At 57.4% G+C, this 23,585-nt stretch carries 27 protein-coding genes, 1 tRNA gene and 1 pseudogene; 9 read left to right on the forward strand and 20 right to left on the reverse strand.

The features are described from left to right. Positions 1-44: 44 nt before the first annotated feature. From ACOERD_RS02535 to ACOERD_RS02545, 3 genes are read right to left on the reverse strand one after another with little or no spacing between them, the layout of a single operon-like run. Complete coding sequence (locus tag ACOERD_RS02535; RefSeq protein ID WP_419738336.1) at positions 45-1,256, reverse strand: serine hydrolase domain-containing protein; 1,212 nt, start codon at positions 1,254-1,256, stop codon at positions 45-47. Positions 1,257-1,286: 30 nt separating this feature from the next. Then, positions 1,287-2,312 (reverse strand): phosphotransferase, encoded by a 1,026-nt coding sequence (locus ACOERD_RS02540; protein ID WP_419737954.1) that lies wholly within the window; start codon positions 2,310-2,312, stop codon positions 1,287-1,289. 2 nt (positions 2,313-2,314) lie between these two features. Continuing rightward, positions 2,315-3,133 carry an SDR family NAD(P)-dependent oxidoreductase gene (locus ACOERD_RS02545; protein ID WP_419738337.1) on the reverse strand — a complete coding sequence of 273 codons (819 nt, stop codon included), beginning with the start codon at positions 3,131-3,133 and terminating at the stop codon, positions 2,315-2,317. Positions 3,134-3,238: 105 nt separating this feature from the next. On the opposite strand from ACOERD_RS02545, the gene ACOERD_RS02550 reads away from it, so the two are divergent. The 5 genes from ACOERD_RS02550 to ACOERD_RS02570 all read left to right on the forward strand — a co-directional run bounded on the left by ACOERD_RS02550 (position 3,239) and on the right by ACOERD_RS02570 (position 6,795). Further along, positions 3,239-4,240: an NADPH:quinone oxidoreductase family protein gene (locus ACOERD_RS02550; protein WP_419737955.1), complete on the forward strand. Its 1,002-nt coding sequence runs from the start codon at positions 3,239-3,241 to the stop codon at positions 4,238-4,240. Positions 4,241-4,398: 158 nt separating this feature from the next. Then, positions 4,399-5,130 carry an ISAs1 family transposase gene (locus tag ACOERD_RS02555; RefSeq protein ID WP_419737869.1) on the forward strand — a complete coding sequence of 244 codons (732 nt, stop codon included), beginning with the start codon at positions 4,399-4,401 and terminating at the stop codon, positions 5,128-5,130. Further along, positions 5,045-5,527, forward strand: coding sequence for an ISAs1 family transposase (locus ACOERD_RS02560; RefSeq protein ID WP_419737870.1), 483 nt, complete (start codon positions 5,045-5,047; stop codon positions 5,525-5,527). The genes ACOERD_RS02555 and ACOERD_RS02560 overlap by 86 nt, the downstream gene beginning before the upstream one ends. A 66-nt stretch (positions 5,528-5,593) precedes the next feature. Next, on the forward strand, positions 5,594-6,043 hold the full coding sequence (aroQ, locus tag ACOERD_RS02565) for a type II 3-dehydroquinate dehydratase (protein ID WP_170466932.1): 450 nt from the start codon (positions 5,594-5,596) through the stop codon (positions 6,041-6,043). Next, positions 6,040-6,795: a LuxR family transcriptional regulator gene (locus ACOERD_RS02570; protein WP_419737956.1), complete on the forward strand. Its 756-nt coding sequence runs from the start codon at positions 6,040-6,042 to the stop codon at positions 6,793-6,795. The genes aroQ and ACOERD_RS02570 overlap by 4 nt, the downstream gene beginning before the upstream one ends. Positions 6,796-7,157: 362 nt before the next feature. Here the strand turns inward: ACOERD_RS02570 and tsf are convergent, their stop codons facing one another. From tsf to ACOERD_RS02595, 5 genes are all read right to left on the reverse strand, one after another. After that, positions 7,158-8,033, reverse strand: a complete 876-nt coding sequence (gene tsf, locus ACOERD_RS02575) for a translation elongation factor Ts (protein ID WP_170373730.1) — start codon at positions 8,031-8,033, stop codon at positions 7,158-7,160. Positions 8,034-8,110: 77 nt separating this feature from the next. After that, positions 8,111-8,893 (reverse strand): 30S ribosomal protein S2, encoded by a 783-nt coding sequence (gene rpsB, locus ACOERD_RS02580; RefSeq protein ID WP_170466928.1) that lies wholly within the window; start codon positions 8,891-8,893, stop codon positions 8,111-8,113. Positions 8,894-9,058: 165 nt separating this feature from the next. Next, positions 9,059-9,913 carry a lysophospholipid acyltransferase family protein gene (locus tag ACOERD_RS02585; protein WP_419737957.1) on the reverse strand — a complete coding sequence of 285 codons (855 nt, stop codon included), beginning with the start codon at positions 9,911-9,913 and terminating at the stop codon, positions 9,059-9,061. Next, positions 9,900-10,655, reverse strand: a complete 756-nt coding sequence (locus ACOERD_RS02590) for a GNAT family N-acyltransferase (RefSeq protein ID WP_170548683.1) — start codon at positions 10,653-10,655, stop codon at positions 9,900-9,902. The genes ACOERD_RS02585 and ACOERD_RS02590 overlap by 14 nt, the downstream gene beginning before the upstream one ends. 100 nt (positions 10,656-10,755) lie before the next feature. Then, complete coding sequence (locus ACOERD_RS02595) at positions 10,756-10,938, reverse strand: DUF3553 domain-containing protein (RefSeq protein WP_170373734.1); 183 nt, start codon at positions 10,936-10,938, stop codon at positions 10,756-10,758. Between the two features lie 40 nt (positions 10,939-10,978). Here ACOERD_RS02595 and ACOERD_RS02600 point away from each other — a divergent pair, with 40 nt between their 5' ends. Further along, positions 10,979-11,575 carry a histidine phosphotransferase family protein gene (locus ACOERD_RS02600; RefSeq protein WP_419737958.1) on the forward strand — a complete coding sequence of 199 codons (597 nt, stop codon included), beginning with the start codon at positions 10,979-10,981 and terminating at the stop codon, positions 11,573-11,575. Here the strand turns inward: ACOERD_RS02600 and ACOERD_RS02605 are convergent. The 10 genes and pseudogenes from ACOERD_RS02605 to ACOERD_RS02650 form a co-directional block, all read right to left on the reverse strand. Further along, positions 11,572-12,834, reverse strand: a complete 1,263-nt coding sequence (locus ACOERD_RS02605) for a glutamate-5-semialdehyde dehydrogenase (protein ID WP_419737959.1) — start codon at positions 12,832-12,834, stop codon at positions 11,572-11,574. The two genes, ACOERD_RS02600 and ACOERD_RS02605, sit on opposite strands and share 4 nt — an antisense overlap. A gap of 21 nt (positions 12,835-12,855) precedes the next feature. Then, positions 12,856-13,962: a glutamate 5-kinase gene (proB, locus tag ACOERD_RS02610; protein WP_170466919.1), complete on the reverse strand. Its 1,107-nt coding sequence runs from the start codon at positions 13,960-13,962 to the stop codon at positions 12,856-12,858. After that, positions 13,950-14,984 carry a GTPase ObgE gene (gene obgE, locus ACOERD_RS02615; protein ID WP_419737960.1) on the reverse strand — a complete coding sequence of 345 codons (1,035 nt, stop codon included), beginning with the start codon at positions 14,982-14,984 and terminating at the stop codon, positions 13,950-13,952. Before obgE ends, proB begins: the two co-directional genes overlap by 13 nt. A gap of 38 nt (positions 14,985-15,022) precedes the next feature. Next, complete coding sequence (locus tag ACOERD_RS02620) at positions 15,023-15,559, reverse strand: GNAT family N-acetyltransferase (protein WP_419737961.1); 537 nt, start codon at positions 15,557-15,559, stop codon at positions 15,023-15,025. After that, the gene (locus ACOERD_RS02625; protein WP_170641631.1) at positions 15,556-16,164 is read right to left on the reverse strand and encodes a LysE family translocator; all 609 of its coding nucleotides are present in this window, start codon (positions 16,162-16,164) and stop codon (positions 15,556-15,558) included. The genes ACOERD_RS02620 and ACOERD_RS02625 overlap by 4 nt, the downstream gene beginning before the upstream one ends. A gap of 96 nt (positions 16,165-16,260) precedes the next feature. Then, positions 16,261-16,530, reverse strand: coding sequence for a 50S ribosomal protein L27 (gene rpmA, locus ACOERD_RS02630; RefSeq protein WP_039535512.1), 270 nt, complete (start codon positions 16,528-16,530; stop codon positions 16,261-16,263). A gap of 11 nt (positions 16,531-16,541) precedes the next feature. Beyond that, positions 16,542-17,153: a 50S ribosomal protein L21 gene (locus ACOERD_RS02635; RefSeq protein ID WP_170373741.1), complete on the reverse strand. Its 612-nt coding sequence runs from the start codon at positions 17,151-17,153 to the stop codon at positions 16,542-16,544. Positions 17,154-17,362: 209 nt separating this feature from the next. After that, complete coding sequence (locus tag ACOERD_RS02640) at positions 17,363-17,485, reverse strand: hypothetical protein (protein ID WP_419737962.1); 123 nt, start codon at positions 17,483-17,485, stop codon at positions 17,363-17,365. 182 nt (positions 17,486-17,667) lie between these two features. Further along, positions 17,668-18,015 (reverse strand): annotated as a pseudogene (locus tag ACOERD_RS02645) (ATP-binding protein); the annotation flags it as partial. 7 nt (positions 18,016-18,022) lie between these two features. Further along, positions 18,023-18,172 carry a hypothetical protein gene (locus tag ACOERD_RS02650; RefSeq protein WP_419737963.1) on the reverse strand — a complete coding sequence of 50 codons (150 nt, stop codon included), beginning with the start codon at positions 18,170-18,172 and terminating at the stop codon, positions 18,023-18,025. Between ACOERD_RS02650 and ACOERD_RS02655 the strand changes: the two genes are divergently transcribed. After that, a complete protein-coding gene (locus ACOERD_RS02655) occupies positions 18,165-19,907 on the forward strand; it encodes an IS1634 family transposase (protein ID WP_419737624.1) in 1,743 nt (580 codons plus the stop codon). The two genes, ACOERD_RS02650 and ACOERD_RS02655, sit on opposite strands and share 8 nt — an antisense overlap. A 6-nt stretch (positions 19,908-19,913) precedes the next feature. Here the strand turns inward: ACOERD_RS02655 and ACOERD_RS02660 are convergent, their stop codons facing one another. Together ACOERD_RS02660 and istA are read right to left on the reverse strand one after the other, a co-directional pair. Then, entirely contained in the window at positions 19,914-20,573 is a 660-nt protein-coding gene (locus tag ACOERD_RS02660; RefSeq protein WP_419737964.1) for an ATP-binding protein, read from the reverse strand. Then, positions 20,560-22,068: an IS21 family transposase gene (gene istA, locus ACOERD_RS02665; protein ID WP_419737605.1), complete on the reverse strand. Its 1,509-nt coding sequence runs from the start codon at positions 22,066-22,068 to the stop codon at positions 20,560-20,562. Before istA ends, ACOERD_RS02660 begins: the two co-directional genes overlap by 14 nt. Before the next feature lie 232 nt (positions 22,069-22,300). Here istA and ACOERD_RS02670 point away from each other — a divergent pair. Together ACOERD_RS02670 and ACOERD_RS02675 are read left to right on the forward strand one after the other, a co-directional pair. Beyond that, positions 22,301-22,390 (forward strand) — tRNA-Ser (locus ACOERD_RS02670). 582 nt (positions 22,391-22,972) lie between these two features. Further along, positions 22,973-23,527, forward strand: a complete 555-nt coding sequence (locus ACOERD_RS02675; RefSeq protein ID WP_419737965.1) for a hypothetical protein — start codon at positions 22,973-22,975, stop codon at positions 23,525-23,527. Positions 23,528-23,585 lie beyond the last annotated feature (58 nt).

The following is a 23,585-nucleotide window of genomic DNA, read 5'->3' on the forward strand; positions in this document are numbered from 1 at the left end:
TCGATCTTGTTCATTTTGGGGATGAGGTACCAACACCCGCGACATCAATCAATCACCGCACCCAAGACCAGAGCCTTGAGTTCGGCGCGCGATGGATAAGAGCTGGACGGCGACAATTGAGTGAAGAACACAGCCGTCAAATCCAAGGACCAGTCAATCCAGAAATAGGTCGAGGCCATACCGCCCCAACTGAAATCTCCGACAGATCCCGGCACTCCGGTACGACCCGGATTCAGCACGACAGAGCCGCCCAATCCGAACCCCATACCTTCCATCGGTTGTTCCGCAAAACTACTGGGGCCCATTGAGGCAATATCGCCGGGTAAGTGATTGATCATCATGAAATCTACTGTCTTCGGACCCAACAGCCGTTCGCCCGCAGCCTGCCCTCGGTTCCGCAGCATTTCAGCAAACCGGCTATAGTCATCTATTGTTCCGACTAAGCCGCCACCGCCCGAGAAAGTGGTGGTGGCTTCAAAAGGGGAAGATTCCGCTTGATCCACTAGCCTGAGCGTATCCTCAGACTGTTCGGCCGAGTTGAGATCCATCGCGTCACCGGCCAGAGGCGTATAGAGCGACGCAAATCTATCACCAGCGCCTTTGGGAACCACAAAGCCAGTCTCTTGCATGCCGAGCGGCTCAAAGATCTCCTGTTGGAAGAACTGGTCCAACGTCTTTCCTGAGACGACCTCAACAACGCGACCTAGGACGTCGGTGCTGACCGAATACTCCCACCGGCTGCCCGGTTGAAACGCCAGAGGCAGCGCGGCGAGATCGCTTACTCTATCCTTCAGAAGCCCTTGATTAGGCTTGAAGATCATATCCCGCTCTTCCATCGCCGATGGCAGAAGACCAGGATTGAATGGGTAGCTGAACCCGCTCGTGTGGGTCAGAAGCTGGTGCAGAGCCGGCGGCGGCGCGGCTTCGGTCTGATCCAACCGCTCGGCATTGGGAACCAACGCCTGAGGCGCGGCAAATTCGGGCAGATACGCGGACAAAGGTGCGCCAAGGTGGATCAATCCGCGCTCGACCAGCATCATCACCGCAACTGATGTGATCGGTTTGGTCATCGAATAGATACGGACCAGCGTGTCACGCTCGAACGGCAGTTCGGCTTCGATATTGCGCTGGCCGCAGGCGTGGAAAAAGACCTCCTGCCCTTTTTGTTTCAAAAGAACCGAACTACCGGGATATTTTCGTTGATCTACATAGCGTTGCATCCACGGGCGAATGCGATTCAACCTGTCTTGATCCAACATTACCGGCATTCCAAAGATCCCTCCGCCCTAAGCGTCCAATGCCGACAAACCATGCTGTGCAAAGAGCGGCACGTAGTCACCGAACAATTTCGCCCGGCCCGGGTCCGAGGCGTTGCCGTCCAGCGCGCGTTTGTAGACGCCCTGCAGAATGGCGGCCATTCGAAAGAAGTTAAAGGCCAGATAGAAGCCAAAACCCTTTATTTCCGGCAGCCCGCGCCGCGCGCAATATTGGTCGATATAGACTCTATCACTGGGCAATCCGATGGTTTTGCGGTCAATCCCGGCCAGCCCCCGCCCTTCTGGCCCCGGAGGCAGCTGCCACTGCATGATCACCGCAGCAAGGTCGGCATAAGGGTGGCCGATCGTCGACAACTCCCAATCCAGCACGCCGATACACCGGGTGCCGTTGCGTTCAAACATCAAGTTGTCGATCCGATAGTCGCCATGCACAAGACTGCGCTGACCATCGTCTTCCGGCAAAGCATCCTCCAACCCTGTGATCAGCGCATCCATTTGAGCAATCTTGTTTGTCTCGGACGCGTGGTACTGCTTCGTCCAGCGCGCGATCTGACGTTCGAAGTAATTGCCGCTCGGGCCATAGTCGGCGAGGCCTACTGCATCGATATCGACGGAATGCAGCGCGGCCAGCACCCGGTTCATTTCATCCATGATGGCGGTGCGCGTCTCATTGCTTTCACCGGTCAGGGTTGGTTCCAAGAAGACACGACCCTTTAGGTGTTCCATCACGTAGAAAGAGGACCCTATGACTGAAGTGTCTTCGCATAGAAGAAACATCTCGGGCACAGGGACATCACTGCCTGCAAGCGCCTGTTGCACACGAAACTCTCGCTCCACTGCATGCGCAGATTTAAGAAGCTTTCCCATAGGTTTACGGCGTAAAACGTAAGTCCGATCCGGTGTCTCAAGTGCGAAAGTCGGGTTGGATTGCCCGATATCGAACTTGTGGGCCTTCAGAGGGCCGCGATACCCTGAGAGGTTTGCGGCAAGGTAGGTATCGACCGCGTCCAGATCCAATGGGTTGTTCGTATTCATCGTCAAAACGCTTCGGCAAAGATGTTGCCTGCTGTAACTACGTTGATGCCTCCAGACACGGGGATGACGGCTCCGGTCACGTAGCTGCCCCCTCGCCCGCAGAGAAACAGCATACAGCCTGCGATGTCATCGTCACGCCCAACTCGGCCCAGAGGAACCGATTTGCCCACCTTCTCGCGCGTTGTCTCATCCGCAGTTGCAAAAGCGGTCATGCGCGAGACGAACGGGCCGGGTGCCAGAGCGTTGACGGTGACGTGGCAAGGCGACAATTCCTTGGCCAGGATTTTGGTCAGATGCAGGACGGCTGCCTTGGAGGCCGAATAGCTGTATGCCCCGTCGCCCATCGGAACCTCACCCATGACCGGGCCCACGTTGACCACCCGCGCCGGGTCCTCGGCAGTGCCGGATTTCATGAGCAATGGCAGTAATTTCTGCGTCAGCTCAAACACGCCCGCGACGTTGACGGACATCACTTTGTCCCACGCATCATGAGGAAATTGACCTAAAGGCGCACCCCAAGACACGCCCGAATTATTCATCAAAATATCAAGGCGTTCCGTCCGTTTATTGATCTCAGTAACGACCTCGTCGATTCCGTCTTTGCTGCCCAGATCCCCAGCAAACCCCTCGGCGCTACCGGGGGCATCCAGCGCGTTCAGTTCCGCGGCGACGGCCTCACAGGCGTCACCTTTACGGGAGGCGATCAGCACATGCGCTCCGGCCCGAACAAGCGCTTCGGCGGCCATGCGGCCAATTCCGGTGGCACCGCCCGTGACCAGAGCCACCTTTCCATCCAAAGAAAACAGGGTTTCCGGGGTCATGCCGCACTCCTCGCTTGTCGTAGGGGAAAGGGGGTGCGCCGTTGACAGCGCGCGATCCCGCCCCAAAATTCTATCTGCAAGAATAACAGGAACAATGAGGGCAACATGCAAGCATTACTCAGCGTCGCAGCGGGTGGACCGGAGACTCTGGAACTGACCACCCTGCCCGATCCGACCCCGGGCCGCGGAGAGATACTGGTTGGAATAAAAGCCGCCGGGGTGAACTTTCCCGATACGCTGATGATCCGCGACCTCTATCAGATGAAGCCACCGCGGCCCTTTGCCCCTGGCGGCGAAATCGCAGGTGAGGTGCTTGCGCTTGGCGACGGTGTCAAAGGGTTCGAGATCGGAGATCGCGTTCTGGCGCTGACCGGTCATGGCGGCTTTGCCACGCATCTTGCGACAAAAGCCAAGGACGTAATCAAGTTTCCCGATACCATGCCCTTTGATGAGGCGGCGTGTTTTATCTTCACCTATGGCACCTCTTACCACGCTCTCAAGGATCGGGCGGCCCTCCAACCGGGTGAGACGCTGTTGGTTCTGGGAGCTGCAGGTGGTGTCGGATCGGCGGCGATCGAGTTGGGCAAAGCCATCGGCGCGCGAGTCATTGCAGCGGTTTCCGCGCCGGACAAAGCTGAATTCTGCCGCTCGATCGGTGCGGATGAGACGATCCTGTACCCCAAGGATCCTGACAAAGACGCTCAAAAGGCGTTCTCGAAAGATATCAAGGCACTGGCGGGCGCCGAGGGTGTCGATGTCATCTATGATGCAGTGGGCGGAGCCTATGCGGAACCCGCGTTGCGAAGCATTGCATGGAAGGGGCGATATCTGGTTGTCGGGTTTCCGGCTGGCATCCCCAGCGTACCGCTCAATCTCGCGCTGCTGAAAGGGTGCCAGATCGTTGGCGTCTTCTGGGGGGCCTCCGTTTTTCGGGAGCCTGACGCTCACGCCGAAAATCTAAGCGAATTGTTTGACTTATACGCCGCAGGTAAAGTCAAACCCCGCATCACGGCGCGCTTCCCCCTTTCCGAGGGCGCGGCGGCAATCGAGCTGCTTTCTCAGCGCTTCGTTCTCGGAAAGGTTGTGGTCACAATGGACGATACCTAACTGGAGCGGGTTGCATCAAAGGCATCTTTGTCAGCCCACTCGCCTCATTGGAGCATTGTCCGGTAGACAGGGCTATTTACCAGACGTCAAAAAGCGCTTGCAAATCATTTGATTGAGTGAATCTATTCTATGGATGTGAGGTACAGGAGGTTTCAGCGATGGTATCGGTTCGTTCAGTATTGCGTCAAATTCCCGACCCGCGCGGTAAAAAGGGCCGTCAACACCCACTTGAAGCGCTGGTCGGGTTGATGCTTCTCTCCATGCTCAGTGGGCGCAAGGGTATGATGGCGGCGTTCCGCCTTGGTCGTACGCTCACGCCGCGTCAACTCATGCGCTTGGGGTTCCGTCGCGGGCGCGCGTCACCCTGCCATGCAACGCTAACGGAAACGCTACGTATCCTCGACCCGGCTACCCTGGCGCAGGCGTTTGGGCGGCTTACGGCACCAGCACAAGATGATGAAGCTCACCATCAGATCGCCATTGATGGCAAAACTCTACGCGGCAGCAAGGACGCGGCAGGCAAGGCGGAACATGTGTTGTCGGGGTTCTGCGCGACGCTTGAACAATCCGTCGGACACACATCATCGCGTGGCAAGGGCATGGAAATACCTGATGCCCTGCGGCTGCTGAACCAGATTGACCTTGCGGGACAGATCGTCACCGGGGATGCCATTTTCTGCCAAAAAACAGTCACTTCCAAAGTTGTGGAGAGGGGTGGCGATTACGTGTTCCCTGTAAAGAACAATCAGAAAGACCTGCGGGGAGAAATCGAAACGGCGTTCAAGACGCCGGTTTTTCCCCCTGTTGGAATGGCGGGAGACGCCGCAATCGGGGCACGGCAGAATCGACCAGCGTTGCATCGAACTCCTTCCCGTCGAGGCATTGAGTGAGCACATGCGCAAGCAGTGGCCAACGATCCGCAGTATCGCCTGCATCAGCCGAACCCGCGAGCATATCCGCGCCGGGCAGATTACCAGAACACAGGCCGAGACAGTGTATCTCATCACCAGCCTGACGCGGCCCAAACCCAAAGACATCCTGCGCCTGAACCGTAACCATTGGCGCATCGAGACCATGCACCGCGACAAGGATGTCACTCTGGGAGAGGATCGCTACACCAACCGATCTGACAACGCGCCACGCAATATCTTTACCCTTGTCAGCGCGACCAGAACCTTGCTCAAGCGCATATCGAAATCACCAACAAAGGCTATCGAAATGATGCAGGACAACCGCGCAAGGGCTATCAGAATCGTCACAGATCAACCCAAAAACACCTTTCTCTGAATCGCCCTGTCCGGTAGACATCCCCACCAAATGCCGTTTAAGAAACGAATATGGGGACGGAGATTTATGAATAAAATTCTTGTGTTGAATGGCCCGAACCTCAATCTTTTGGGCACCCGACAGCCTGAGGTTTACGGCAGCACCACCTTGAAAATGGTGGAGGAACAATGCGTTGCTCATGGCACGTCTATCGGGCTTGAGGTTTCGACATTTCAGTCCAATCACGAAGGTGCGCTGATAGACGCCATCCATCAGGCCCGTGGCACGCAGAACGGTTTGGTTCTGAACGCAGGCGCCTATACCCATACGTCGATTGCCCTGATGGATGCGATTGCCTCGGTAGAGCTGCCTTTGGTCGAGGTTCACCTGTCCAACATCCACGCGCGGGAAAGCTTCCGCCACAAGTCCTACATCGCGTCGGTTGCCCTTGGGCAGATCTGCGGTTTTGGTGCGCAGAGCTATGTCTTGGCGCTGGATGCCTTGGCGGCTCATCTGAAATCAGGGGACGTTGCATGAAGCTGAAGGAATATCTTCGCTTTGTCAGCTATTCCAGAACCTTGGAAGAGCTTTGGGATGCCCATTGCCGACAGATGGCTATATACGGTTTTGACCGGCTAATTTATGGCTACACTCAATATCGTACTGCCACGTCCTTGGGCGACTCTGAGGATTTTGTCATCCTCAGCAATCATCGGCGTGAATATGTTGACGGCTTTCTCGATGACAGCAGGTATTCCAACGCTCCGATGCTGCAATGGGCTTTGAACAACGATGGCGCGGCAAGCTGGGGGTTGATTCAGGATTTGGCCTCGAATGGGGAACTCACGCCCGAGCAGCAGAAAGTTGTGGATTTCAACAAGTCGCACAACGTGCTTGCTGGATATACTGTCAGCTTCAACTCGGTCTCGGTGCGGTCCAAGGGAGCGATCTCGCTATCGGCCGAAGAAAACCGCAACCAGGACGAGATTGACGCCATGTGGGAAGAGCATGGCGAGGATATTCTTCTGATGAACAACATCGCTCATCTCAAGATCCTGACGCTTCCCTACACACCTCCGAATCGTTCGCTCACCAAACGCCAGCGAGAGGCGCTGCAATGGGTCGGTGATGGCAAAACGACTCAGGATATAGCCCTGCTGATGGGGCTGACGGCGGCGACAGTAGAAAAACACCTGAGGCTGGCACGCGAATCGCTTTCGGTCGAGACGACGGCCCAGGCCGTTCTGAAAGCCGCCCTACACAACCAGATGTATGTTATGGAAGCCTGACCACAAGAGATTGACGCCAAACCGCGTCAATTTACCTTAGGTAAGGAAATCATGACTTCCCATCTTCACGGGAAAATTGCAGATTGATACCGTTCCGTGAGTGGTGGCTTTAGCCAAGGAACATTCGATTGGATCTTTGCAATACCAGAGCTCTCCAATCACTCTGACTTTTGGAGCGCCTATTCGTCCGCGTACCGACGTCGGAATTTTGGAGGGTCCCGACCATCCCCATCATGCGGGGCCCTCCATTCACCTTCTGCTTGAACAGACAAATCTATCCCTGACACGAAAAAACCGGCCACGTTCGACGTGACCGGTTCTGAATGTCGTCAGGCCCCGCAACCGGGGCCTAGAGCAAAGACTCAGCCTTGTGCCGCTTTGGCAACTTCCGCAGCAAAGTCTTCTTTTTCGACCACGATGCCTTCGCCAACTTCCAGACGGATGAAGCCGGTGATGGTTGCGCCTGCTTCTTTGGCCGCTGCTTCAACAGTCAGGTCAGGGTTCACAACGAAGGACTGGTTGAGCAGAGTCGACTCAGCCACGAATTTCTTCATGCGGCCTTCGATCATCTTCTCGATCACCTGTTCCGGCTTGCCGGATTCGCGGGCGATGTCCATCTGAACCTGCTTTTCTTTCTCGACAACAGCCGGATCCATGTCGGCCTCGGACAGAGCTGCCGGGTTCACAGCTGCGATGTGCATCGCAACCTGCTTGCCGATCGCTTCGTCGCCACCGGTCAGAGCAACCAGAACACCGATTTTGCCCATGCCGTTTGTGGCTGCGTTGTGCACGTAAGACACAACGGTGTCGCCCGACAGTTTCGACATGCGGCGCACCGACATGTTTTCACCGATGGTGGCGATCTTGTCAGTGATCGTGTCTGCAACGGACTTTCCGCCCAGATCAGCAGCCAACAGAGCTTCGACATTGTCGACGCCTTCAGCAGCGTAGGTGATCTTGCCGACCATTTCCTGGAACTCAGCGTTCTTCGCAACGAAGTCGGTTTCCGAGTTCACTTCGACAGCAACACCGTTGCCACCGTTGACGTGAACAGCAACCAGACCTTCTGCTGCGGTACGGCCCGATTTCTTAGCCGCTTTGGCCAGGCCTTTGGTGCGCAACCAGTCAACGGCCTCGTCCATGTTGCCGCCGGTTTCGGTCAGGGCTTTTTTCGCGTCCATCATGCCTGCGCCGGTTGCGTCGCGCAGTTCTTTAACCATTGCTGCTGTGATTGCCATCTTTTGGCTCTCCTCAATTCAAACGGAATTGGGGCAGGTCATACCCTGCCCCATGTGTCAATTACGTGACGGGCAGCTTACGCTTCGGCTGGAGCTTCAGCGGCTTCTTCTGCAACGACTTCTTCAACCGGTGCTTCTTCGAAGGCACCCAGGTCAACGCCTGCAGCGCCCATCTGAGCAGTCATACCGTCCAGAGCGGCACGTGCGGCCAGGTCACAGTACAGCGAGATCGCGCGGGCTGCGTCGTCGTTGCCAGGGATGATGTAGTCAACGCCGTCGGGCGAGCAGTTGGTGTCGACAACAGCCACAACCGGGATACCCAGCTTGTTGGCTTCTGCGATGGCCAGTGCTTCTTTTTTGACGTCGATGACGAACAGCAGGTCAGGAACACCGCCCATCTCGCGGATACCGCCCAGCGAAGCCTGCAGCTTCTGCTGGTCACGCTCCATGCCCAAACGCTCTTTCTTGGTCAGACCTTCTGCGCCCGCTTCCATGGCTTCGTCGATCTGGTTCAGACGGTTGATCGACTGGGAAACGGTTTTCCAGTTGGTCAGAGTGCCGCCCAGCCAGCGGTGGTTCATGTAGTACTGAGCCGACTTTTCAGCCGCTTCAGCGATCGGGCCAGCAGCCTGACGCTTTGTACCAACGAACAGAACGCGGCCACCTTTTGCGACGGTGTCACGAACAGCCTGCAGAGCCTGGTCCAGCATCGGAACGGTCTGGGTCAGGTCCATGATGTGGATGCCATTGCGCGAGCCGTAGATGAACGGGCCCATGCGGGGATTCCAACGCTGTGTCTGATGACCAAAGTGAACGCCAGCTTCCAGCAGCTGACGCATGGAGAACTCGGGAAGAGCCATGCTATTTTCCTTTTCCGGTTTGCGCCTTGGCGGGGGTGAAAGAAGCGGATGCTCCAACCGGCGGTCTTTATGAGGATGTCTCCCTCAAAAAGCCCAAACCCCGCCTGCGGGTTTGAATGGCGCGCGTATACGGCAGGTTTGGATGCAGCGCAAGTGCCAATCGCCCTATTTTTCAAGCCGCGCCAAGCTATGCGCATGACGGACGGCCTCTTCGCAATGCGCCGCCAGCGCTTTGCGGTTTTCAAAGTCACTGACCTTGGCTGGCGCATGATAAATCAGCTCGACCGCCCCCTGCCTGCGCGCGCCGAGTGTCTTCAGCAGATGCGGGCCGAACTCCATGTCACCCCACCAACCGTAAAACCGGTCCGGTTCACCCACAGGTGCATGAAACACCACCGAGACCGGCTGAACATACATGAAATCTCGCAGCTCATCTGCGAAGAACGCGGCAAAGAGCGTTGTTTTAAATGACAAAACCCTGAGGCCATCGGTCGAGGTTCCCTCCGGGAAAAACAGCAGCTTATGCCCCGCTTTCAGGCGAGTTTCGAACACAAGCGTTTGTTCTTTTGCCTTCTTCCTGTCGCGCTCGATAAAGACAGTTCCGGTCGCACGCGCCAACCAACCAATACCTGGCCATTTCGCCACCTCGGCCTTGGATACGAAATACACCCGTTTGCGGGCGTTCAGCGCAAAGATATCCAACCAAGAGGTGTGGTTGGCCACCACTGCACCACGCTCAGCCATCAGATCTCCGGAAGTTCGGAAACCTATACCCAGAATGCGAAAGGCGTTGCGGCAAACAAATTGGGTGATGAACGGAGTTATTGGTCGGGGAATACCGAATAAGGGGAGCTCGATCAGGCGTATCGCTAGCAAGATGATCAAGCCTCCAAAGACCAACAGCGCCAAAGGTACGCCGCGCAAGAAAACCAGTACCCACCCCAGAGGGCCAAGGTGAACCGCATCGGGCGCGTCGTCACTGTTCCAAAGCGGATCACTCACGGGTTTAGGCTCCGCCATAGATACGCTTTTGCCGCTCGTTCATGCGCGCGGTATCTAGGATCAAACAGACATCGGTGGTGTTAAAGCTGTGATCGATAAAGGCCCCCTCGCCCACAAACCCGCCCAAACGCAGATAGGCTTTGATCAGCGCGGGAACCTGCACCATGGCTGCCCGGCGGTCGAGGTCTTCAGGTGCCACGAGGTTCATGGATTGATACACATCCGGCTGCGCACGCACCCGCAGATCTTCGGGCGCTAGATGGTTGTGATACAGCATCGACAAGGGTTGGGCGAGCGCGGTGACATCGGTGCCGTGAAAGCTGGCAACACCGAACAGAACCTCGATCTCACGCTCGGTGACATAGGCCGCCAAACCATTCCACAGGTGATACATGGCCGTGCCGCCGCGATAGTCCGGATGCAGGCAGGATCGGCCAAGCTCCAGCAGCTTGCGACCGCTCTGCTTCAGAACGGTCAGATCGTATTCGTCTTCGGAGTAAAACTGGCCCAACTCTGCTGCACGTTCGCCCGGTAACAGCCTGTAAACGCCCACAGTCTCCCCGGTTTGATCGTCGATCGCCAGCATGTGATCGAAATACGGATCGAACTTGTCCTGCTCCAGTCCAGCATCGTGATCGACCATCTCTCCGCCACCACCTAGTTCGCGTACAAACACGTCGTAGCGCAGGCGCTGCGCGGCGCGCAGGTCCTGTTCGGTTTCAGCGAGTCGGATGGTGAAAGAAGGGCCTGAATCCGGCATGTCGTTCCTTGAAGTTGCCTCCGGCTGATAGCGCAGCTGTTCCCCCAAAGGCAATACAGGTCCCATCTGGCGTCTGGCGTTAACCTTTCCTAAACCAGTTTCACGGATCAAAGACCGGCATCAAGGCGATACGCGATCCGTCGATTACCACTTTCCCCTGCTCGCGGAAGTTCACGGTAATCTTGCCCCCGATATTGGACTGCACCTGTCCAACGCCCCAATCGGGGAAATCGGGGTGGCGGACGAACATGCCCGGTGCAAGAATGGCATTGAGGTCTGTCATGGGGGCTCCGGTCCGGTGGCAGATACAGCAGGAGGTACGCATGGGCGCCACAGACGTCAACCTGGCCGAGCTGATTGGCTCGCGCATTTGTCACGATCTGATCAGCCCGATCGGGGCCATCACCAACGGGCTAGAGCTGTTGGATATGGTTGGCGCGGTGCAAGGCCCCGAGATGGAGCTGATCTCGGGCAGTGTCGGCAGTGCTGGCGCGCGCATTCGGTTTTTTCGCGTGGCCTTTGGCTCGGCCAGCGACCAGCCATTGGGGCGCAGCGAGGTCGCCGAGTTGCTAAAAGACGTGGAACGAGCAGGTCGTGTGCGGGTCAACTGGAACCTGACCGAGGCTGTGCCACGCAATCAGGTCAAACTGGCCTTTCTGGCCCTTATGTGCTGCGAGAGCGCGATGCCGTTTGGTGGGCAGGTCGATATCTCGACCTCTGACACCAGTTGGCAGGTGACTGGGACGGCCGATAAACTGAACATTGACAATGACTTGTGGAAGAATTCTGCCACGGGCAACTTCGCCAACAAACTCACCCCTGCGCAGGTTCAGTTTGCCTTGCTGCCGGAAACGGCGGCGGCCATGGGGCGGCGGGTTGCGGTCGAGACCGGCACAACCCGCGTCACCCTGAGGTTCTAGGCTCGGGTCGTACCGTTCCCGCGCACCAGATATTGAAAACTGGTCAGTTGTGCTGCACCGACAGGACCACGTGCATGCATTTTGCCCGTGGCAATCCCAATCTCAGCGCCCATTCCGAACTCACCTCCATCAGCAAACTGGGTTGAGGCGTTGTGCATCAGGATGGCGCTGTCCAGCCGCTCAAAGAAGCGGGTCGCAGCCGTGTCATCCTCGGTCATGATGCAATCTGTGTGGTTCGAGCCATATTGCTGGATATGCGCAATGGCGGCGTCAATGTCGGCAACAGGTTTGGCGGCAATGATGCTGTCCAGAAACTCTTTGCCCCAATCCTCAGAGGTGGCTGAGGTGGTTCCATCAATTGCCAGAACACCTTCGGCATGAACCTCGACCCCGGCGGCCATGAGCGCGGTAATGACGTCGCGCCCGAGGGTTTCGGCCACGTCCTGATGGATCAGCAAACACTCTGCCGCGCCGCAAATACCAGTACGACGGGTCTTGGCGTTCAGCACAACATCCAGCGTTTTCTGCGGGTCGGCGGCCTTGTCGATGTAGATATGCACGATGCCTTCAAGATGGGCGAAGACCGGCACGCGCGCCTCACGCTGAACCAGTCCGACCAGTCCTTTACCGCCACGGGGAACGATGACGTCAACATAGTCGGTCATGGTCAGCAATTCCTGCACCGCCGCGCGGTCACGTGTCGGCACGAGTTGAACAGAATCCTCGGGTAGGTTCGCGGCCTTCAAACCCTCGACCAGACAGGCGTGGATGGCGGTTGAGGAGTGAAAACTCTCGGAGCCACCGCGCAAGATGACGGCGTTGCCGGACTTCAGGCACAAAGCGCCAGCATCGGCGGTCACGTTGGGGCGGCTTTCGTAAATCACCCCGATGACACCCAACGGCGTGCGCACGCGCTGGATATTCAGGCCCGAGGGCATATCCCACTCGGTCATCACCTCGCCCACCGGATCGGTCTGATCAGCCACCGTGCGCAACCCATCAACCATGCCCTGAATGCGGCCCTCATCCAGCATCAGACGGTCCATCATCGCAGGGCTCAGGCCCTTTTCGCGTCCGAACTCCAGATCCTTCTTGTTGGCTTCGATGATCTGAGCGCGATTGGCCCAGACGGCCTCAGCCGCTGCGATCAGGGCTGCATGTTTGCGCTCGGCCGTTGCAAAGGCCAGCTCGCGCGCGGCATCTTTGGCGCGTTTACCCAGATCGGCCATCAGAGCGGGAATATTGTCGAGATCCTTCATAACCTTAGCCTTTCTGCGCCTTTATAGCGCCAAATCGTCCCTGTGGATTAACGCTGCGCGACCAGGATAGCCCAGCGTTGCCTCAATCTCTGAGGATTTTCGTCCTTTGATTGCGTCAGCCTCTTGCGCGGTATAGCGGCTGATGCCCTGCGCCAGTCGACGCTCTTGCAGATCAAGAATGGCAACCGGATCGCCGCGTCCGAAATCACCGGTCACTTCGACGATACCTGCAGGCAACAGGCTTTTGCCATTCGAAAGCGCCTTTGCGGCGCCATCGTCGATCGTAATCTCTCCGCGCGGTTTCATAGCCGATATCCAGCGCTTGCGCGCTGCATGCGGATCAAGCGTTGCCGTGAACCACGTGCTGTTTGCGCCATTCTCAAGCGATTGCAAAGGATTGAGCGTCGAACCTTCTGTGATCGCCATATCGCAACCTGCAGCCGTGGCCATTTTGGCAGCCATTAGCTTGGTCTTCATGCCGCCCTTGGAGAGGCCTGAACCGGCGTCTCCGGCCATCGCCTCAATCTCGGGCGTGATCTGGTCGATCGTGTCGTAGCGCGTGGCCGAAGCATCCTCGTTCGGATTGCCGGTATAGAACCCGTCCACATCCGACAGAAGGATCAACTGGTCCGCACCCACGGTCACTGCGATCTGCGCGGCCAGCCGGTCATTGTCGCCATAGCGGATTTCATCCGTAGCGACTGTATCGTTTTCGTTGACAATGGGAACAACGCCAAGGCCCAAAAGCGTCTCAAGTGTCGCGCGTGAGTTCAAATAACGGCGACGATCTTCGCTATCCTCAAGCGTCACCAGCACTTGGGCCGTGGTGATCTGGTGCGGGGTCAGCGCCTCTTCATAAGCACGCGCCAGACGGATCTGACCAACAGCAGCTGCGGCTTGAGATTGCTCCAGAGCCAACGCCGCCGCAGGCAGGCCCAAAACACCCCGACCCAAAGCGATTGAGCCAGAAGACACCAGAATCACATCCGTGCCCTGCCCTTTCAGCCAGGCCACGTCCTGAGCCAGTGATTTCAGCCAATCAGAGCGTAGCTGTCCCGTGTTCCGATCCACCAGCAAAGCGGACCCGATCTTGACCACCAGCCGACGGGCTGCGGTCAGGGTTGCCACGGCGCGGCCTCCTCGGCGGGTTTCTGGCGCAGGCGGTTTTCGTCGATCTGAGCACGCAGGGCGCGCAGCACCTCGGTTACGCCCAGATGCGCCACGCCGGACATGGTCATGACGGGGCCTCCAACGGCCTCCTCCAGTTCGGCCTTAACCAATTCGCGTTCCTCATCGTCCAGCGCATCGATCTTGTTCAGGACCGTGATCCGAGGTTTCTCGGCCAGTTCTCCGCCATAAGCCTCAAGCTCATGGATGATGGTGCGGTAGTCGTCTGCCACGGTTTCCGAAGTGCCATCGACCAAATGCAGCAACACCGCGCAGCGTTCAACGTGGCCGAGGAACCGATCTCCGATCCCGCGCCCTTCATGAGCCCCTTCGATCAGGCCGGGAATGTCGGCCACCACAAACTCCACATTGTCTACACCGACCACGCCCAGATTGGGGTGCAGAGTGGTAAACGGATAGTCGGCGATTTTAGGCCGCGCGTTCGAAGTTGCGGCCAGAAAGGTCGACTTGCCTGCATTGGGCATACCCAAGAGGCCGACATCCGCGATCAGTTTCAGCCGCAGCCAGATGGTGCGATCAATGCCCGCCTGCCCCGGATTGGCCCGACGCGGCGCCTGGTTGGTTGCAGATTTGAAGTGGAGGTTACCAAAACCGCCATTGCCGCCTTTGGCCAGCAGAACCCGCTGCCCAACCTCGGTCAGGTCGCAGATCACGGTCTCTTCGTCCTCATCCAGAATCTCAGTCCCGACGGGAACGCGCAGGATGATGTCGTCACCATCCTTGCCGGTGCGTTGCTGACCGCGACCCGGTTGGCCGTTCTTGGCAAAGAAGTGCTGCTGATAGCGGAAGTCGATCAGGGTGTTCAGTCCGTCCACGACCTCGGCCCAGACGGACCCGCCCTTGCCGCCGTCCCCGCCATCAGGGCCGCCGTATTCAATGTACTTTTCGCGTCGGAAGCTGACGCAGCCGCTACCTCCGGCCCCGGACCGGATGTAGACCTTTGCTAGATCGAGAAATTTCATGGTCTGTCCCCTACTGCAAAGGCCCCATCGGCCACAAGTCAGAGTTTCTTTGTATAGGTCCAGGTGGGCACATTCGCGTCGCGCGCCACCGAATAGCTTTCTGCATCGCCCAGATACTGGAACCCGCAATGGGTCAGTACCCGCGCCGAGGCTGTGTTGTCCTGAAACACGCTGGCGAACATATTGGCGTTCTCAAGGGGGTTGGCACCGACCAGGGCCTCAACAGCCATCGAGGCAATGCCCGTGTTCCAATAGACAGGCGCGACCCAATAGCCAACCTCGGACTGGTTGCGATCAAGCCGCTGTAATGAGATCAGGCCGATCAGCTCGGGCCCGCCGTCCTTGGTGGCGTCCATCGCCCAGACGTCCTCGTCCCGGTCTTCCGCCATTGAGCGGGTCACGAAGGCCTCAATCGATCCTGGCGGCAACGGGTGCGGGATCGACGTGGTCATCCGCGCCACACGCTCATCACCTGCGTAATGTTCGATAAGCCCCATATCCGACCGACGCAGAGGGCGCAGATCGAACCGCTCGGTTTCGATGACCGGCTGATTTATGATTGCTTCAAGTTTCATGAGTGCGTTCCTCCTCCGAACAACACAAAAAGTACGGACGCAACAGTCAGACTGGCGAGCGTCCACATCAGATATTTTTCCGCAGGCCGACCTTCAACCACATGGGCGATCCGGTCCCCTGCAAATGTCCAGATCGGGTGCAAAACGACCTGGCAGAACAACAAACAAAGAGCGATCGTGAGCGTCGCCTCAAAACTGGACGTCCCCGCCGCAACAAACCCCGTGAACCCTGCAATGATCATTGCCCAGGCCTTGGGGTTCAGCGGATGAACTATGAGCCCAGACAAAAAGCCCGGTGCTTTCCCATCTGCAGTTGCACGAGACAGCCTTAGATTGGCGATCTTCCAGGCCAGCCAGCAAATGTAGGCGGCAGACGCGTATTTCAGCACCTCAAACGCCAGCGGAGCCTGATCGGCAACCTGCATCAGGCCAAAGCCTACGGGCCAGATGATCAATTGCTTGCCCAAAACGACCCCGGCCACAAAGGGCAATGCGGCGCGAAAGCCGTAGCGCGCACCTGTTCCCATCAGGACCATATTGGCCGGTCCCGGCGTGCCAACCTGTGAGGCGGCAAAGATAAGAAAGCTGGTGGTTGCGACGGGCATTGCTGTTCTGGATCACGACTGCGTTAAAACGAAAAAGGGACCGGCATTTTCTGCCGGTCCCCCATGAATTTTTTATTAAACCTTCTGGGTTTCGGCTTACTCTGCGGCCTCCGCCACTGGCAGGACCGAAATGAAGGTGCGGTTTTTGAGTCCCTTGTGGAACTTTACGGCGCCATCGGTTGTTGCAAAGATTGTGTGGTCTTTGCCCATGCCTACGCCTTCGCCCGGCCAGAACTTGGTGCCGCGCTGACGTACGATGATGTTGCCTGCGATGGCCGCCTGGCCACCATACAGTTTCACGCCAAGGCGGCGACCAGCTGAGTCGCGACCGTTACGGGAGGAACCGCCAGCTTTTTTATGTGCCATTCTCTCTCTCCTTAGCCTTGAGCCAGCTCTTTGGCTTGCTCAACCCATTCGGGCTTCACTTTGATGGTGTCGATAGCAGCAATCTGCTCGTCCGACAAGGCGGCCAGAGCGGCAAAGCTTTCGATACCGGCTTCAACCAGCTTTTTGGCAGCGGCAGGGCCAACACCGTTCAGCTTGGTCAGATCGTCAGCGGCAGCAGCGGCGGGTGCCTCCGCTTTGGCTTCTGCTTTCTTGGCAGGCTTTGCAGCGGGCGCCGCTTCGCCAGCCGGAGCAGATCCGGTTGCAGCCTTGATGCCCGACTTGTCAGCGCCCGACGACAGGATGTCGGTGATTTTGACCAGAGTCAGCTTCTGACGGTGGCCAACGGTACGCTTCGAGCTGTGCTTACGACGGCGCTTGACGAATTTGATGACCTTGTCACCTTTGATCTGTTCGATCACTTCGGCCTGTACGCCTGCGCCTTCAACGAAAGGTGCGCCAACAACCGGAGCGTCGCCGCCCAGCATCAGAACATCGTTGAATTGAACTTTTTCACCTGCGTCGGCAGCCAGTTTTTCAACGCGGAGCACGTCGCCCGCCTGAACCTTGTACTGCTTGCCGCCAGTCTTGAGGACCGCAAACATGCGTCTTTCCTTTTCTAACCCGCGTTCTGTGGTCCCCTACCGGGCGTTTTTGGCTTGAAAGCCACCTCGAACAGCGCGCCCTGTTTGGGCTGTGTGGAAGACCCCGTGAGGTATCATAGGGTCATATAATAACGACACCCGGCGCGGAGAACCGGCCGGGATGCGCGCTTATCCACATAATGAAAGGCAAAGTCAACACCCAAGACTGGTCAGAGATCAGAGGATTGCCACACCTGCGCCACTGCCGCGCCCAGACGGTACGAGATCCCGTCAAACATCTCGTCAAACCCTTTGAACAGGGCCGCGTTCAGGGCCTGCCTGTCAATCGGCATTGAATAATGACCCCCCATCGGCGTCCAAATTTGACCCCCCTTGGAGCTAAGAGGGGCGTTGAGGGGGTCGTGTTTAGGTTGATTCAGGAGGGGGTGGACAGCAGGTCAAACCGAAAAGAGAGCGTAGCTCGACTGAAGGTTTGACCTGCTGTCTGTTTTGAATTTATTCCCCGATTTCGAGGTTAGTCGCGGTGGTTAATTCGCCAGCTTTCGTTCCCGGTTTCGATGATATCGCAATGGTGTGTCAGTCGATCCAGGAGAGCAGTGGTCATTTTGGCATCTGTGAACACACTCGGCCATTCAGCAAATGCGAGGTTGGTTGTTAGCAGAATAGACGTTCGCTCGTACAGTTTGCTGATGAGATGGAAGAGTAATCGTCCACCAGACTCTGCGAACGGCAGATAACCGAGTTCGTCTATAATCACGAGGTCGACGCGGATCAGCTGCTCGCTGAGCCGCCCGGCGTTGCCTTCGCGATGTTCAGCCTCCAGCTTGTTCGCGAGATCCACAGCGCTGAAGAACCTGACCCGCCGGCGGTTATTCCTGACTTCCGACCTTTTTGTTGATCTGACTGGGTTTTTGGTTTGTTTTCAGGTGTGGTTGCTCAGAGGCGCGTTGTAGTGCCCCATTATTATAAAAAGTATTGACATGGGCCTTCAGATGGCTAACCTCTTCGCCCATGTTCATCCGCACCAAACATGACGCAAAGCTCAACCGCACACGGATCCAGATCGTTGAATCCGTCCGCACCGGCTCCAAGGTACGCCAGAAGATCCTGCGCCATGTGGGTGTGGCCCATAACGACAGCGAGATTGAGGATATCAAGCGTCTGGCGGGCCGCTTGATGGAGCAATTACGCATTGATCGCTCGCCGCAAATGGAACTGTTCACGCCCACGGAATATGCCGATCTGCAGGCGCTGGTGCGCCGCGCTCCGCGGCCGGACAAGCTTGGCGTTGATCTTGCCGAGTGCCGTGAGGAGGCGCGGGTCTCTCTGGGTCTGCGGGATGTCATGGGGACGATGTATGACCAACTGGGTTGGGGGGCCCTTCTGGGGGCGGCGCGTAAAAGTGCCAATCGCATTGTGAAAGAGCTGGTTATGGCGCGGATCGCACAGCCCGAGAGCAAGCGCGCGACCGTGGAGGCGTTGGAGAACCAGGCAGGCATCACGCTCAATCTGGACGTGGTCTATCGGAGCATGGATTACATCAATACGCCGGTGATAGACGGGATTTGCAAAACCTCTCACGCGGCGGCAGAGAAGTTGCTGGGCGGGCCAGTGACCGTGCTGTTCTACGATTGCACGACCCTGGCCTTTGACACCGAGCGCGAGGACCCGGCCGAGGATGCGGACGGGGTCGAGCAGGATCATCTTCTGGCCAAGGGCTTCAGCAAGGATGGCAAGCATCACCGCGCTCAGGTCATGCTGGCGCTGATCGTCACCTCCGATGGGCTGCCTGTGGGCTATGAACTCTTCCCGGGAAACACCTGGGAAGGTCATACGCTGGAAGCTGCGCTGAAGGCGTTGGAGGGACGCTTCGACGTGGCCAGGGTCACGTTCGTGGCCGATGCCGCCATGCTCAGCAAGGACAACCAGCAGATGTTGCAGAACAAGGGTCTGCCCTACATCCTCGGCTATCGCATGAAGTCCGCCCCGGCCGCCGTGAAGGCGAACATTTTGAGCCCGGAGGGACGCCAGCCTTGGGCTGGACACGGTTCTGAAGAGGCAACCGAGAAGGGCTGGTACAAGGTGATCGACCAGGAGGGAGCGCGGGTCATTGTGACCTGGTCACCCACCCGGGCACGCAATGATGCCCACAAGCGCGACAAGGCAATCGAAAAGCTGCACAAGAAGCTCAAGCGCTCTCGCAAACCCGGCAGCTTCAGCAGCCGGGGATATGGCCGCTTCCTGGCCTTCCCCGACAGCGGGGACGTCACGCTGGATGATGCAAAGATCAAGGCAGCGGCACAATGGGACGGGCTGCATGCCATTGTTGTTCATGGTGCGGACGAACTGGAGGCACAGGACGTCATTGCCCGCTATCACCAGTTGTGGGAGATCGAAGCCTGCTTCCGCACCAACAAGCACGATCTGAAAATCCGGCCCATCTATCACTGGTCGCCGCGTCGGGTCCGGGCCCATATCGCCATCTGCTACATGGCCTTCTGCTGCCTGCAGCACCTGCGCAAGCATCTGGACCTGCTCGGACACCCGATGAGCCCGGCTCGTATCCGCAACGAGTTGAACGCATTGCAGCTCTCGATCCTGCGCCACAAAGGCACCCCTGACCGCTACGGCATGCCAAGCCATGCCACGGTCGATGCCAGACGCATCCTCACCTGCGTCGGCCTGACCTGGAACGAAGCCCCTTTCAAGATACCCCCCGGGCGCACCCGAAAAACTGGCCAGACCAAAGCCTGAGCTCCCTCAACACTCCGAAACAATCGCTGGCGAAAAAAGTCCGTGTAGTGCCTTTTGGCAACCAAGGCATAATAATATCAATGACTTATACGAAAAAATGTCGGAAGTCAGGAGATGGAAGAGTAATCGTCCACCAGACTCTGCGAACGGCAGATAACCGAGTTCGTCTATAATCACGAGGTCGACGCGGATCAGCTGCTCGCTGAGCCGCCCGGCGTTGCCTTCGCGATGTTCAGCCTCCAGCTTGTTCGCGAGATCCACAGCGCTGAAGAACCTGACCCGCCGGCGGTTATTGACCGCGTGGCCCCCGATCGCTGTTGCGAGATGCGTTTTGCCCGATCCGGTTCCACCGACCAGCACGCCATTCCTGGCCTGGTCCATAAAATCGCCGTCATGAAGATTGCGCACGACTTCCTCGTTGACGGGGCTGACCGTGAAGTCGAACTCAGGTAAGGACTTGCAGACCGGGAACTTTGCGGCACCCATCTGATACCGGATCGAGCGCGCAGTCTTTTCGGCCAGTTCGGCCGTGAGGAGTTCGGCCACGACCTGTTGGGGCCGCCAGTTGTTTTTGGCTGCGGCCTGCATCACTTCGTCAAAGCAGTTGACGATGCCTGGCAACTTCAGTTGACGGGCAAGTTCGAGAATTTCCTTACGCAGTTGCATGGGAGCCTCCAAGCCTGTCATAGCGAGCGCAATCCGCGATCGGTGCCATTTTCAGCTGCAGGTGGGCAGGCGGCTCAATCGCCTTTGGCGGCGGGGGATTGGTGCGCCGAGAGACAATGTTCAGGATCGCATCGGCCTTGCGCAGGCCAGATTTTAGAGCTTCTTCGCAGGCAGCCTCGACCACATCAATGTCGTGCTGGTAAGCAGCGAAAAGAATATCGGCAAGTTGCCGGTCTCCGTCGGATGTGCCCCGCAGATGGGTCCAGATCTGCGTCATTGCCGGTGGTAGGTCCCAGTCACGGAACGGTGCTCCATTGCGCAGAGCGCCAGGCTTGCGCTTGAGGACGGGCACATAGTGCCAAGGGTTGAAGATCGTTTTTCCTCGGCCGAAGCACCGTTCGTGCTCTCCGACAATCTCACCGTCTTGGCGCAGGACAATCCGCGTGGCGTAGACCTGCAACTGGACCTGACGTCCAACAGCTCTTGCCTCAACGCTGTATTTGTTTCTTTCGAAGTTGATCAGGCAGGTTCGGCTCACGGCGACCGTCTTTTCACGGAACCCGACGAAGGGCTTCTGCAGATGCGTCAGCAGCGGCTTTTCCTGCTGGAACTCCTCCCAGACCGTCACCTCCAGGTTTTCCGGATGCCGCAGTTCTTTTGCGCGTTTGATCGCGTCTTTTTGCAGCCGGGCATTCAATTCATCGAAGTCGGCCACCTCCAGACGCGGTGTAAAACTATAGGCGCGGCTCTCCTTGACCAGATTCTCAACCTGACCCTTCTCCCAACCGGCCGCGCGCGTACAGGCGATCGGGTTCACCAGATGATGAGAACACATCCGGGAGAATGCCTTGTTGAACTTTCTTTCCTTGCCCGACAGGATCGCATCGACGGCGGTCGTCATGTTATCGTAGATCCCGTTGATGCAGCCTCCACCAAAGAATTTGAAGGCCTCGTCGTGGGCATCAAAGACCATCTCCTGCGTCTCGCGCGGATAGGCAATGGAGAATGGCATGCGGCTATGGCAAAGTTTGAAATGGGCAACCTTCACGGTCGTGAGTGCACCGTCCATCAAAACCGTCTCCACACTCCAGTCGAACTGGTACGCCTCCCCAGGATCAAAGATCAGCGGGATGAACGCCTGCGCCTGTTGTCGGCCGTGCGCAATGCGCCAATTCTTTGTGTAGCGTCGAACACTGTCATACCCGCCGCCAAAACCATCATCGGAGAGTTCCTTCCAGATTTTGGTCATCCGCTTGCGGTGTTTCTTCGGAAGCGCCTCGTTCTCCTCAAGCGTTTCATCCAGACGCGCGCGCCAAGGCCCGAGCACCGGGTATGGCTGCGATTTGCGCTCATATTTGAACTCCGTCACTCCCGATCGGATTATCTTTCGAACCGTTGCACGGCTCAAATTGAGCGAACGGCAAATTTCCTTGATGCTCTTTTTTTCGATCAGGTGTAAGCGACGCACTTTTCTAATAGTTTCCACGCAAATCATCCCGCTTGCCTCTCCATCGACTGCTCAATGAAAAGGATGTCTACAACCATAGGGAGGGGTCAAATTTGGACGCCGATTTCCCCGCTTAGGGGGTCAAAATTGCACGCTTTTCTACAAGCCTAGGTGTTTTGTTGCGGCAGGCAATGGAAAATCCAAGGAATGTGAATTCTGGGAATTTTCTGCTTGCACCCCTGCGCGTTCCTCACTAAATCCCCCCCTCACAGACCCCCGCGGAGAGGTGCCGGAGTGGTCGAACGGGGCGGTCTCGAAAACCGTTGTGGGTGCAAGCCCACCCAGGGTTCGAATCCCTGTCTCTCCGCCATAATTTCCAAATGGTTTCTTTGCTTTCACAGACCGACAGGTCTGTCCTGATGCGCAAAGAGAGGGGCTGGCCAAGACCCCCTCATCCAGCCCCCCTCACACCGCCCCTCACATTCAACCACAAAGTGAGAGATCAGTGCCCCTATTGGCCCAATAGGCCTATTCAAACAAAAGACGTTACTCGTTAACTTGGGAAACGTACCCGAGCGCGACCCCCACAATGTCTCTTTTACCCCGTCTGACTGCAGTGTCGGTCATTTTTGGGTCAAAGGCAGTGAAGTCCTTCACATAAGACCAAAAATTCGACCGAGCAGTAAAGTGCGAGCATCGTCGCAGGTTTCGCTCGGCACCACGTTCTCGTGCAACGCCTATTCCTCAACCGTCGGGCTCAACGCGGTCCTGCGATATCATCGAAATTCAATGCAAAGCGCAAAGCGGTGGGCGCTTTGTCGCCGGATCAAGCCGCCCAATCAGCGTAGCTTGGCCCAAACCCGTATTCTGCTGAGAAATCACAAGAATTCCCCTTTGAGTCGTCCTAGATTTGGATCATCCCAGCGGCACAAATTTCCAAAGGAGACACATAATGTCGCGTACTCTTCTTATCATCATCGTCCTCGTCGGTCTTGGCGCAGGCGGGTATTTCTATCTCAACCAACCTGAACCGACGCCGGCCGAAAGACTTGAAGCCGCAGCCGAGGATGCGAGCGATGCGGTTAGCGAAGCGGCCTCAGCCGTGCAGGACGCCGCAAGCGAAGCACTGGAATCGGCCACAGAACAAGCCAGCGAAGCGGCGTCATCTCTGACCGAACAGGCCTCTGAGGCCGCGTCATCTGTTGCGGATCAGGCCACTGAGGCAGCCAATTCGATCGCGGATCAGGCGTCCGAGGCGGCAGATCAAGCCGGTGATCAGGTTGCATCTCTGGCAGATCAAGGTCAGGAGCTGTTCAACTCCTGGGTTGAAGAGGGCATGCTGACAGCTCAGAACTTCGACTATGACGCCATGGTCGCCTCAGTCCAAAACAGCGAGATGGCACAGGGTGTCAAAGATCAGGTGATCAAGATCCTGGATGAGATCAAAGCCTCGCCCGAGGCGGTTCTGACCAAGCTTCAGGACCTGCAAAAAGCGATGAGCCAATAAGTGCCAGGCCGTCCACCGGCGGCCTTTTCCACATGCCGTGACGTTAGAGCACGGCAGA

The organism is Ruegeria sp. (genome assembly GCF_965199275.1).
Lineage (GTDB): Bacteria > Pseudomonadota > Alphaproteobacteria > Rhodobacterales > Rhodobacteraceae > Ruegeria.

What these genes read in the sequence shown, in the direction of transcription:
- ACOERD_RS02540 (WP_419737954.1), bottom strand. Translation starts at nt 2,312, where the DNA reads ATGAATACGAACAACCCATTGGATCTGGACGCGGTCGATACCTACCTT.
- ACOERD_RS02545 (WP_419738337.1), bottom strand. Translation starts at nt 3,133, where the DNA reads ATGACCCCGGAAACCCTGTTTTCTTTGGATGGAAAGGTGGCTCTGGTC.
- ACOERD_RS02550 (WP_419737955.1), top strand. Translation starts at nt 3,239, where the DNA reads ATGCAAGCATTACTCAGCGTCGCAGCGGGTGGACCGGAGACTCTGGAA.
- ACOERD_RS02555 (WP_419737869.1), top strand. Translation starts at nt 4,399, where the DNA reads ATGGTATCGGTTCGTTCAGTATTGCGTCAAATTCCCGACCCGCGCGGT.
- aroQ (WP_170466932.1), top strand. Translation starts at nt 5,594, where the DNA reads ATGAATAAAATTCTTGTGTTGAATGGCCCGAACCTCAATCTTTTGGGC.
- ACOERD_RS02570 (WP_419737956.1), top strand. Translation starts at nt 6,040, where the DNA reads ATGAAGCTGAAGGAATATCTTCGCTTTGTCAGCTATTCCAGAACCTTG.
- tsf (WP_170373730.1), bottom strand. Translation starts at nt 8,033, where the DNA reads ATGGCAATCACAGCAGCAATGGTTAAAGAACTGCGCGACGCAACCGGC.
- rpsB (WP_170466928.1), bottom strand. Translation starts at nt 8,893, where the DNA reads ATGGCTCTTCCCGAGTTCTCCATGCGTCAGCTGCTGGAAGCTGGCGTT.
- ACOERD_RS02585 (WP_419737957.1), bottom strand. Translation starts at nt 9,913, where the DNA reads ATGGCGGAGCCTAAACCCGTGAGTGATCCGCTTTGGAACAGTGACGAC.
- ACOERD_RS02590 (WP_170548683.1), bottom strand. Translation starts at nt 10,655, where the DNA reads ATGCCGGATTCAGGCCCTTCTTTCACCATCCGACTCGCTGAAACCGAA.
- ACOERD_RS02595 (WP_170373734.1), bottom strand. Translation starts at nt 10,938, where the DNA reads ATGACAGACCTCAATGCCATTCTTGCACCGGGCATGTTCGTCCGCCAC.
- ACOERD_RS02600 (WP_419737958.1), top strand. Translation starts at nt 10,979, where the DNA reads ATGGGCGCCACAGACGTCAACCTGGCCGAGCTGATTGGCTCGCGCATT.
- ACOERD_RS02605 (WP_419737959.1), bottom strand. Translation starts at nt 12,834, where the DNA reads ATGAAGGATCTCGACAATATTCCCGCTCTGATGGCCGATCTGGGTAAA.
- obgE (WP_419737960.1), bottom strand. Translation starts at nt 14,984, where the DNA reads ATGAAATTTCTCGATCTAGCAAAGGTCTACATCCGGTCCGGGGCCGGA.
- ACOERD_RS02620 (WP_419737961.1), bottom strand. Translation starts at nt 15,559, where the DNA reads ATGAAACTTGAAGCAATCATAAATCAGCCGGTCATCGAAACCGAGCGG.
- ACOERD_RS02625 (WP_170641631.1), bottom strand. Translation starts at nt 16,164, where the DNA reads ATGCCCGTCGCAACCACCAGCTTTCTTATCTTTGCCGCCTCACAGGTT.
- rpmA (WP_039535512.1), bottom strand. Translation starts at nt 16,530, where the DNA reads ATGGCACATAAAAAAGCTGGCGGTTCCTCCCGTAACGGTCGCGACTCA.
- ACOERD_RS02635 (WP_170373741.1), bottom strand. Translation starts at nt 17,153, where the DNA reads ATGTTTGCGGTCCTCAAGACTGGCGGCAAGCAGTACAAGGTTCAGGCG.
- ACOERD_RS02640 (WP_419737962.1), bottom strand. Translation starts at nt 17,485, where the DNA reads ATGCCGATTGACAGGCAGGCCCTGAACGCGGCCCTGTTCAAAGGGTTT.
- ACOERD_RS02655 (WP_419737624.1), top strand. Translation starts at nt 18,165, where the DNA reads ATGTTCATCCGCACCAAACATGACGCAAAGCTCAACCGCACACGGATC.
- ACOERD_RS02650 (WP_419737963.1), bottom strand. Translation starts at nt 18,172, where the DNA reads ATGAACATGGGCGAAGAGGTTAGCCATCTGAAGGCCCATGTCAATACT.
- ACOERD_RS02660 (WP_419737964.1), bottom strand. Translation starts at nt 20,573, where the DNA reads ATGCAACTGCGTAAGGAAATTCTCGAACTTGCCCGTCAACTGAAGTTG.
- istA (WP_419737605.1), bottom strand. Translation starts at nt 22,068, where the DNA reads ATGATTTGCGTGGAAACTATTAGAAAAGTGCGTCGCTTACACCTGATC.
- ACOERD_RS02675 (WP_419737965.1), top strand. Translation starts at nt 22,973, where the DNA reads ATGTCGCGTACTCTTCTTATCATCATCGTCCTCGTCGGTCTTGGCGCA.